A 9,937-nucleotide genomic window follows, 5' to 3' on the forward strand; every position below is an offset into this window, starting at 1 on the left:
GTCGAAAACCTGTCGAAAGGTTTTTCTTCTGCCGGCAGGCAGGTTGCCGCCCTCGATAATGTGTCGCTGACGATCGCGCCTGGGGAAACACTCGGTCTCGTCGGCGCCTCCGGCAGCGGAAAATCGACATTATCGCGCATCTTGCTGCGGCTTCTCCCAGCCGATGCCGGTGCGATCCGCTTCGAAGGAGAGGATTGGCTGGCGCTGAAGGGTGCTGCCCTGCGCCGCAGGCGGGCGCGCCTGCAGATGGTGTTCCAGGATCCGCTGGCCGCCTTCAATCCGCTGGCGGATGTCGGGTCGGTGCTCGATGATCCCTTGCGTATCCACGGCGTCGTTTCGAAAGACCGTCGTGCCGGCGAGATCGAAAGGCTGCTCGAACATGTCGGCCTGTCCGCCGACTACGCCCAGCGCCCGGTTCGCGCGCTCTCCGGCGGCCAGCGCCAGCGCGTGGCGATTGCCCGGGCGATGGCGACGCGGCCGTCGCTGCTGGTGCTCGACGAGGCGGTCTCGGCGCTCGACGTCACCGTGCGCGGCAAGATCCTCGAACTTCTGGTCGATCTGCAGAAAGAACAGGGCATTGCCTGTCTGTTCATTTCGCACGATCTTGCCGTCGTCCGCGCCGTCTCCCACCGCATCGCCGTCATGGATGGCGGGCGGATCGTCGAGACCGGTCCGGCAGCGGCAGTCGTCGCCGCGCCGCAATCCGAGGCCGCTCGCGCCCTCGTTGCAGCCGTCCCTCGTCTCGTGACCGATCCGTCCTGAAGGAGATGTCCATGTTTGATCCCGGTTGGAATCCCTTGCACGGCGTCCCCTCCTATCCCGTTGAACGCTACGCCGCCCTCGCCGACAGGATCGGCGGCATCCTGCGCAGCCGCAGCGACATCGTGCTGGTGCAGGCCGAGGCGGTGGTGGCGCTGGAAGCGGTGGCGGCCAGCCTTGCGCGCCCCGGCCTTTCCGCCCTCAATATCGTCACCAGTCCCTATGGCGGCTGGTTCGGGCAATGGCTGCGGCGGGGCGGTGCCGCGGTCCAGGATATCATCGCCGAACCCGGCCTGCCGATCGAGAGCGAAGCGGTTGCCAAGGCGCTCGACACTGGTCCTCCTGTCGATGTGCTGGTTCTGGTTCATGCAGAATCGGCGAGCGGCATTCTGAACCCCTTGCCGGAGATATCGGCGCTGGCGCGCGCCCGCGGCATCGTCACCGTCGTCGATGCGGTTGCCTCGGTCGGCGGCCACCGGCTCGATGTCGATCATCTCGGCATCGATATCGCGGTGATCGGCCCGCAGAAAGCGCTCGGCGGTCCGGCCGGCGTGTCGGTGCTCTCGGTCAGCCCTCGCGCCTGGGACCTGATGCTGAGAGACGGCGCACCGCGCGATTCGATCCTGTCTTTGGCCGATCTCAAGTCATGGGTCGACAGTGGCCGGCTGGCTCTGCCGGGAACGCCGGCGCCCTTGGAATTCTTCGCGCTGGAGGCCGCGCTCGACCATATCGAGGCCGAAGGCCTGGGGAACGTCGTCACCCGCCATGCGCTGGCGGCATCGGCGACACGGGCGGGGCTCGCCGCGCTCGGAACCCCGGCCTGGGTGCCGGCAGCCAAAGCGTCGAACCTGGTGACGGCGGTGCCGGTGCCGGATGGCTTGGCGCCTGCAACGCTGATCGCCGCCGCCAGCCGGTTGGGTGTCGAGCTGACCGAAAGTGTCGGGACCGCGCCTGCCGGTCTCGTGCGGCTCAACCACACAGGTGCGCGTGCCGCGTTTCATCAGGTGCTTGCGAATGTCGTCGCCTATGGCGCGGCCCTCAGGCAGGCCGGCCATGGCTGCGATATCGCCGCCGCCGCGGAGGCGATTTCTGCGGCCTACAGCCGCTGAGAGGATGCTGCCGGGACCGGGAAAGCGGCAAGGGACCGCCCGGCATGGATGGCCAGGCGGTCCGGCCTTGGCTTACGCCGTCTGCCGGGTGCGCCAGCTGTCGGCATAGGCCTCGCGGGCATCGCGCGCGTAAGGGACCGGCGCGACCTTGACCCGGATCTCGAGCTGCTTGTGACGTTCGACGGTGGTCTTCCGGGTTCCGCCATCCGGTTCGCCCCAAACGAGGGTCAGCACGTCGCCGACCTGCACCTCCGGCTCGACCGTGCCGAGCGAAAGCATGGTGCGTTCGTTGTGGCTGTAGCCTGAGAACATCGACACGCCGATCGTCCTGCCGTTCTTCATCACCTGATCGTAGCTTGAGGAAGCGTAGTTCGACAGCGGCAGGTCGATATATTTATAGTTATCGCCTGAAGGGTCGAACAGCGATTGGAAGACTTTGGCGACATCATCCTGGTTCCAGGCGAATGTCACCTTCTTGCGATGCGGCTTGTCGGCGATCTTTTCCAGCGCGGCGCGGCCGATGAAGTCGTGATCGAACTTGACGAACGGGCCGTAGCCGAGTTCGTACGGGGTGAGGTAATAATCCTCGATATTGTCGGAGACGAAGCTGCCGCCGATCGAGCCGGTTGCTTCATAGCTGTCGGCGCCCAGCCATTCGCGGAAGGGTTTCATGCGCTCGTCGGTATAGACCGCCGGCAGCGGCGACGGAATCCAGCCGGATTCCAGCGTGTTCGTCGCATAGGCACGGGCGCCGACCTGGCGCAGGCCAAATTCCTCGCCGGCTTCCAGGATGACGTTGCGGATCTCGTCGCCTTCTTCATAGGGTCCGAAAATCTCCAGGCCAGGAGCGCCCGACATGCCGTGGCGCAGCGTGCGCACACGGCGCTCGCCGATGTTCATCCAATCCATATTGAAGAATTTGACGTCGGCGAGCGGCCCGCCATTGACCTTTTCGAGGATCTTCCAGGCGTTCGGCCCCTGTATCTGATAACGGTACCGCCGGCGCACGACCGGTTTGCCGCCGGGTCGCGACGGCGAACGGTCGTCGCGGTCGAGCCTCACGTCGTAGCCGCCGGTCTGCCCGTGAAACTCCACCCAGTTGATCGTCGGCGCGCGGCCGACGATCAGATACTGGTTTTCGGCCACATGGAAGAGAATGACATCGCCGATGACATGGCCGCTATGGCTGACCGGCACGAATTGCTTGGCGCGGTTGACCGGGAAATTGGCGAAGCTGTTGATGCCGAGATAAGAGATGAGCTTCAGCGCATCCGGCCCCTCGATCATCAGTTCGGCCATATGGTGCGACTGGTCGAAGAGCACGGCGGTTTCGCGCCAGGCGCGCTGCTCGTCGCGCCAGTTGCTGAATTCCGGCGGTACGACGGGATAGATATAGGCGCCGATCGGCGAATTGCGGAGCATGTTCACCGTGTTGCCGGCGGCGCTCAGCTTCTGCTCCAGGCTCTGTTTCGTCATGATATTCCTCCCATTGAACGAAGATGATGGTCGAGGCCTTGCGGCCGGTTTCAGTCAGAGGCTGCCTGCTGCTCCGCCCAGCGGATGGATTGGGCCGGATCGCCGAAGGTGAAGAAATGCACGCCGCTGATGCCGAGATCCGGTTCGGCGGCCTCAGCTGCGGCGATATCGATCAGCAGCTCTTCCGGCGTTTCACCCGAAAGCACGTTGCGGGCGACTTCGCTTCTTTCGCGCAGCGCCCGCAAGGATGCGCCGACACCGCAGCGAAGCGCGTATTTGAGAAGCTTCGTGCGGCTGGCCGGTCCGGCGATGCCGACCCTGAGCGGCACTGTTACGCCCCGTTCGCGAAGCCGCCGTGCAAAGCTGAGGAGCGGTTTCTGATCGAACAGGAACTGGCTCACCAATAACACATCGAGCCCGGCACGGGCAGCCGCATCGACCTTTGCGGTCAGCGCCGTGTCTAGGACGGCACCGGCGATCCGCGGATGCCCTTCCGGGTAACAGGCGATGGCGATACGGCCGATGCCATATGTCTGGAAGAGCCCGGTTTCGATCAGGTCCAGCGCGGAGCCGAAGGTCCCGGCGGCATCGTCCCGATCCCCGCCGAGAACGAGCGCATGGCGGACGCCGGCCTCTTCGGACAGCCGGGCAAGCATGGTGTCAAGTTCCAGGCGGTTGCGGATATTGCGGGCGACGATATGGGGAACCGGCACGAAGCCGGCGTCTCTCAGACCCGCCGCCGCCCTCACCAAAAGGCCGATATCCTCCTTCGGAAGATGGGCGACAAAGACCTCGGAGCCGGGTGGCAGGGTCGCGGTCATGCTCTGCAACGACGGGAGGTCGCGCGACGTCACCTCGATGGAATAATGCGAGAGAAGATCGGCAAGAGGCGCCTTCTCCCGGCTCTCGCTTTGCGGCGCAATCATCATAAGCTTCTCTCCTCACCGTGCAGGGATCTTATGTGTCCATCCTGTATACAGTGATATGCCGAAAATTGCGCCGCCAGCAAGTGACATAACAAAGTTCGTGAAAAGTTCTCTGATAAGTGCTTTATAGATAACTTTTTAGATATGTATTGATGTGTAAATTGTCATGAAATATTCGCTTGACATATGGCTGTATACAGTTCGTACTCCATTCTGGAGGGGCGGAAAATGGCTGCGGAAAAGGGAAACGTAGATCGCAAGCGCGACAGCCAGGCCTTGAAAGGCCTTCTCGGCGTGCGTGATCTCGTGCTTGGCGGCGGCGTCTCGCCGGGGGAGCGTCTGTCGGAAGTTTCGCTGGCCGAAAAGCTCGGCATCTCGCGCACACCGCTGCGCGCGGCCCTTGCCCGTCTCGAACAGGAAGGCCTGCTCGAGCAGATTCCCTCCGGTGGTTATGCCGTGCGCGGCTTCACCGCGGCGGATGTTTTCGACGCCATTGAGCTGCGTGGCGTGCTTGAAGGCACGGCAGCCCGGCTTGCCGCCGAACGCGGCGTCACGCCAGCAAAGCTCAAGGCGATCAAAGGACTGATCCTCGAGCTCGACAAATGCTTTCGCGATCGGCCGGAGGACATGCTGTTTGCCCAGTATGTCGAGCTCAATGCGGAATTCCATTCCATGCTCGCCGGTCTTGCCGGCAGCGAGACGATGCGGCGCGAGGTGGAACGGGCGGCGCAGCTGCCATTCGCCTCGCCGAGCGCGTTTCTGGAGAAGCAGGAGGATGTGCCCGCCTTTCGCCTGTCGCTGGTGCGTGCGCAGCGTCAGCACCGCGACATCGTTGCGGCGATCGAGATGCGCGAAGGCACGCGCGCCGAGGCGCTGGCGCGGGAACATGCGCGCCTTGCGCGCCACAATCTGGAATTCGTCATGGAAGAGGATCGCAGCCTGATCACCCGTGTTCCGGGACTGACGCTGGTATCGACTTGAGACGTGGCTAGCGATCGAGGGCGGGGAGGCCCTGCCGGCCGGTCGGCTGAGAAAGCCGATGGAGAAGAGAGGAGGCCGGCGGATCGCATGGATCGCCGGTAGGAGCAGGAGAAAAGCCGTGATTGCTACTCAAGCATTCCGATGAAGCCGTATCCGGCCCTTGATAATCATGGCTCGTCAAGGCAGGAGAGTAGCATCGCGGAGATCGGATGCAGATGACGAGATTGCTGGACGCGCAGGGCCTGGAGATTTCGCATGAGGGACATCGCACCCGCCTGAAATGGCACCGGCTGCGCAAGCGGTTTGCCGATCCGCTGTTCTCAGCCGAGGTGATGGCCGAGGGTTTTGCCGCCGGCGCCTCGATGGAACTCGATCTGCGGGTGCGCGCCGATGGCGGCTTCGTCGTGCTGCACGATGAGGAACTCGACGGTGAGACGACGGGACATGGGCCGATCGCCCAAAAAAGCCCCGGCGATCTCGGCGATATCAGGATGAAAGAGGGCGACCGGCCGCTGATCCTCAGCGAGGATCTCGCCGCCATGATGCAATCGACGCATCCGGCCGCGTTGCTGCAGTTCGACATGAAGGACGATTATGAGGCGATCGGCGCGAGGGGCATCGAGCACCTTGCCGCGCATTTCCGTGACATCGCCGCCTCGGTGATCGTCAGTGGCGGCAGTCTCGACCTCATCGTTGCCGTCAAGGAAAAGCTTCCGCATCTCCTGCGCGGCATTGATCCCACAGACAAGCTCTATGGTATCAGGCAGGCCAGCGGTTGGAAGGCCGTCGAGACGGAATTGTGCGCCGACCTGCGCGGCCCGACCGAACCGGACACGATCTATCTCCACTGGCCGCTGATCCTCGATGCCGCCAGGGAAGGTCTCGATATGATCGCGCTCTGCCATGACGAAGGCAAACGCGTCGATGCCTGGACCTTTACCCTCAAGCATCCCGAGGCCGGTTTCAGCGACGAGGAATGGCGGAACTTCCGGTCGCTGATGGCCCTGAAGCCGGATCAGGTCACCACCGACGAGGCGCCGGCGACCGAACGCGCCTGGCGTCGACGCATAGCGGATTAACCGCGGGCACCTGATGCCGGAAGGCGTGAGCGGCTTTAGCTCTTTGTTTTGATGCATGCTGTTGTCCCGGAAGCGCGGCAGACTTCCGGGCGACATGCATTATTTCAGGGCTGTCGCATGTTTTGCACAATTTGCATCATTTTAAACTTCTGATGTTATCCCTATCCGACAGTCAAATGTTGGTGTGCGATATGCAAGTTGTTGATACTGTAGCAATTACTCAACAAGAAAATTCCAGCTTGCAGAAAGCGTGGCATTTTGGGTGTACCGGCCGTTCGATCGAGGCACTCGCACTGGCCGGCGAAACTCTTGCCGATGCCAGAGCGCGGGGCGATGATCGGCTCGCCGCTCAATGCGATACCGACATTGCCTGGTACTGTTTTCAAACCGGCAAGGCCGAACTGGGGCTGACGCATGTCCGCCGGGCGGTGGACTTCTGGAAATCGACCGGGGAGCCCAACGAGGAAGCCTATGCCCGGGCCTATTTCGGATGGCTGCTGCTGGAATTGGGCCTGCCTGAGGAAGCGATCGAAGAGGCCACCCGCGCGCTGGATCTTGCCGACAGGACCGCAGATCGGAAAGCGCAGAGCCTCGCCACCAACGTCATTGGAATTATCTTCTGGTACAACAAGCAGCCCGACCGGGCCATCCTGATGAGCGAGCGCTCCGTCGAGCTCGCCAGATCGATCGGCGACAAGACCTATGAATGCTGGTGGCTCGTCAATCTCGGCGGCGCCCATTCGGAAGGCGGATATATTGCGCAAGCGCTCGGCCAGACGGATGAAGGACGCCGGCTGCTGACGAGAGCGCTTGAGCTGACCGACGAGGCGCTCGACCTGGCCATCGAGCTCGGTGACAGCTGGGCTGCGCGCATCTGCCTCGGCAACAACGCCGATTATTACAGTCACCTCGGCGAACATGAGAAGGCGCTCCAGTGCATGGAGCGCTATCAGCTGTTTCAGGAAAACAGCTATGTCAGGGACAGGCAGCAATATCTCTACACCCTGGGCCAGATCTACAATAGTTACGGAAAATTCGAGGAAGCGCGGTCGCTGCTGCTCGAGGCGATGGCATTGATCAGCGAGGGCGGCAGTTTCGATTCCTACATTCAGATCTATTTTTATCTGTCGCAGGCGCATGAAGGGCTGGGGCAGTTCGATCTGGCGCTGGAGGCGCATAAGAAATACCACCAGGCATATCTGCAGAACAGCGCCGAGAGGACCCAGCAGCGCGCACGCCTGGCCGAAATCTACTATGAAACCAAGCGGCTCAAGGAAGTTGCCGAAACGGAAACGAAGCGCGCCAATACGCTGGAGGCCTCCTATCAGAAACTGCAGGAAGAAACCGATATCCTTGCCAGCGCCGTCTATCTGGACGCTTTGACCGGGCTCTACAACCGCAAATATCTCGACAGCCGCTTCAAGGAATTGACGTCGGAGAAGCGTCCCTATTCCATCGCGATGCTTGACGTCGATCACTTCAAGTCGGTCAACGACAACTTCTCTCACATGATCGGCGACCAGGTTCTGAGCGCCATCGGGGCGATTCTGCGCAACCAGCTCAGGATCACCGATCAGGCGATCCGCTTCGGCGGCGAGGAGTTCGTCGTCCTGCTGGCCGGCTCTCCCCGCGGGGCCGCCGATGTCTGCGACAGGCTGCGTGCGGCCGTCGAACAATGGGACTGGTCGGAGATCTGCAACGGGCTGCGCGTCACGATCAGCATCGGCGTGGCCGGCACGCTGTCTGCCAATTCTCCGACCGAGATTTTAGCGATCGCCGACCAGAATCTCTACACGGCGAAAAAGACCGGTCGCAATCGCGTCGTTGCGTAACCGCTGCCCGCTTCGTCGCGACATGCTCTATAGTCCCTCGATGTCGAGGATGAAGGCGAATTCGCCGGCAAGCCCCGGCGCATGGGCGATGACCGGTCCGCCATCGGCAAGCAGCCTGTCGACGCCAGGCATCGCCACCATGGCGCCGGCTTCTTCGGCGATCAGCGCGCCGGCGAGCATGTCCCAGGCATTGAGATGGCGTTCGTAGTAGAGATCGGCAGCGCCTTCGGCGACACGAACGAGGTCGATCGCCGCCGCGCCTGTGCGGCGATAGTCCATGCCGCGTTCGTGCAGCCGCTTGGAGAGCGCCAGATGGTCGTCGAAACTGGTCTTGCGGGAATGGCCGAGAATGACGAGCGCATTGGCCGGATCGGTGGTTGCGGCCGCATGGATCGGCAGCCCGTCCTTGAAGGCGCCGCCGCCGCGGATGGCGTGAAAGACCTTGTCCTCGGTGGCATCGTAGACCACGCCGATCTCGACCCTGCCGCCGGCGACGAAGGCGATCGAGACGGCCCAATGCCGGAAGCCCCTGATATAGTTGGTCGTGCCGTCGATCGGATCGACGACCCAGGTGCCGCCCTCGCCCGATCGCCCGCCACTCTCTTCGCCCATGAACGTATCGCCCGGAAAATGGGAGAGCAGCCCGTCGCGGATCGCCTGCTCGGCCTGCCTGTCGGCGATGGTGACGAAATCCTGCAATCCCTTGTTTTCGACGGCGAGCGTGCCGGGGTTCGATCTGCGCCGGAACCGGGCCGCTTCCCGTCCGGTCTCGAGGGCGACTGAGATTGCGACCTCCGCCCGGGTGCGGATGGCGGCGGCATCGAATGCGGAAGTCATCAGGCAGTCCTTCTTCGTATCAGCGTCACCGGCGTGAATTCGACGCGCGCCGTCAGGTCCGGTTCGGCAATTCGGCTCATCAGCAGGTCGACCGTCTGTTCGGCCTGGAGGTCGCAGGGTTGGCGGATGGTCGTGAGGTTGTAAGCGGCCCAGGCCGCCTGGGGAATGTCGTCATGGCCGATAATGGGGAGCGGCGGCGCATCGTCGCGGCTGCGGCCCTGCATGAGCTGGTCGACCACGCCGCAGGCCATGTAATCATTGGCGCAGAACAAGCCGTCAATGCCGGATGCGGCAAGCTCGGCGGCGGCATCATAGCCGCTCTTGTAGTCGTTGATCCTGACCTGCAGCAGCTGCGCTTCGACGCCGAGCTGCTTGCAGCGTGCGATGAAGGCCTCGCTCCGCCGGCGCGCCGTATAGGATATGGCGGGAGCGGCCATCACCGCGGGCTTTCGCGCGCCGCTGTCGATCAGGTGGTCGGCGGCGAGATAGCCGGCCATACGGTCGTCGGAGATGATGCGGTCGACGAAGGGGATGTCGTTGCCCTTGTTGATCAATACGATCGGCACGCCCTCGGCCGCACATTGCTCGCAGATCTCTGTCGGCGGCGCGTCCGAGGTGACGATGACGCCCGAGACGGCGTAATGCAGCAGCTGGCCGATAACCGTCGAAGTATCCGCCTCCTGCGAGGTCGGCAGCAGGATGGGGCGGAAGTTGCGGGCGAGCAGCACCCTTGAGAGATGCTCGATCTGCAGCGTGCGGAACGGATTGTCGAATCCGGCGGCGACGACGCCGACGAGATCGGAGCGTTTGTTGGTGAGGCTTCGGGCAAGGTAGTTCACGCGGTAGCCGAGATCCTTGGCGGCCTGGAAGACCTTCTCGCGTGTTTTCGGCGAGACGCTGGCATCCGGCGTGAAGGCGCGCGACACGACGGAGATCAG

General features: G+C 62.9%; 9 protein-coding genes. 5 read left to right on the plus strand and 4 right to left on the minus strand.

Annotated elements, in window-relative coordinates; genetic code table 11:
- On the plus strand, positions 1 to 762 hold a 762-nt coding region (locus AF337_RS12640; protein ID WP_063844327.1), incomplete at its 5' end, for an ABC transporter ATP-binding protein.
- Positions 763 to 773: 11 nt separating this feature from the next.
- Entirely contained in the window at positions 774 to 1,868 is a 1,095-nt protein-coding gene (locus AF337_RS12645) for a pyridoxal-phosphate-dependent aminotransferase family protein (protein WP_049732387.1), read from the plus strand.
- Between the two features lie 72 nt (positions 1,869 to 1,940).
- Here the strand turns inward: AF337_RS12645 and ligM are convergent, their stop codons facing one another.
- Together ligM and AF337_RS12655 are read right to left on the minus strand one after the other, a co-directional pair.
- Positions 1,941 to 3,344 (minus strand): vanillate/3-O-methylgallate O-demethylase, encoded by a 1,404-nt coding sequence (ligM, locus tag AF337_RS12650; RefSeq protein WP_049732388.1) that lies wholly within the window; start codon positions 3,342 to 3,344, stop codon positions 1,941 to 1,943.
- A gap of 50 nt (positions 3,345 to 3,394) precedes the next feature.
- Positions 3,395 to 4,273, minus strand: a complete 879-nt coding sequence (locus AF337_RS12655; RefSeq protein WP_049732389.1) for a methylenetetrahydrofolate reductase — start codon at positions 4,271 to 4,273, stop codon at positions 3,395 to 3,397.
- Between the two features lie 225 nt (positions 4,274 to 4,498).
- Between AF337_RS12655 and AF337_RS12660 the strand changes: the two genes are divergently transcribed.
- The 3 genes from AF337_RS12660 (at position 4,499) to AF337_RS12670 (ending at position 8,162) form a co-directional block, all read left to right on the plus strand.
- Positions 4,499 to 5,251 carry a GntR family transcriptional regulator gene (locus AF337_RS12660; RefSeq protein WP_049732390.1) on the plus strand — a complete coding sequence of 251 codons (753 nt, stop codon included), beginning with the start codon at positions 4,499 to 4,501 and terminating at the stop codon, positions 5,249 to 5,251.
- Between the two features lie 209 nt (positions 5,252 to 5,460).
- Positions 5,461 to 6,330, plus strand: a complete 870-nt coding sequence (locus AF337_RS12665) for a glycerophosphodiester phosphodiesterase (RefSeq protein WP_049732391.1) — start codon at positions 5,461 to 5,463, stop codon at positions 6,328 to 6,330.
- A 176-nt stretch (positions 6,331 to 6,506) separates the two neighbouring features.
- Positions 6,507 to 8,162 carry a GGDEF domain-containing protein gene (locus AF337_RS12670; RefSeq protein WP_049732392.1) on the plus strand — a complete coding sequence of 552 codons (1,656 nt, stop codon included), beginning with the start codon at positions 6,507 to 6,509 and terminating at the stop codon, positions 8,160 to 8,162.
- A 27-nt stretch (positions 8,163 to 8,189) separates the two neighbouring features.
- Here AF337_RS12670 and AF337_RS12675 read toward each other — a convergent pair whose 3' ends face one another.
- Together AF337_RS12675 and AF337_RS12680 are read right to left on the minus strand one after the other, a co-directional pair.
- Positions 8,190 to 8,999, minus strand: a complete 810-nt coding sequence (locus AF337_RS12675; protein ID WP_049732393.1) for an inositol monophosphatase family protein — start codon at positions 8,997 to 8,999, stop codon at positions 8,190 to 8,192.
- Complete coding sequence (locus tag AF337_RS12680) at positions 8,999 to 9,937, minus strand: LacI family DNA-binding transcriptional regulator (RefSeq protein ID WP_063844328.1); 939 nt, start codon at positions 9,935 to 9,937, stop codon at positions 8,999 to 9,001. The genes AF337_RS12675 and AF337_RS12680 overlap by 1 nt, the downstream gene beginning before the upstream one ends.

This window comes from Rhizobium ecuadorense (assembly GCF_001187535.1).
GTDB lineage: Bacteria > Pseudomonadota > Alphaproteobacteria > Rhizobiales > Rhizobiaceae > Rhizobium > Rhizobium ecuadorense.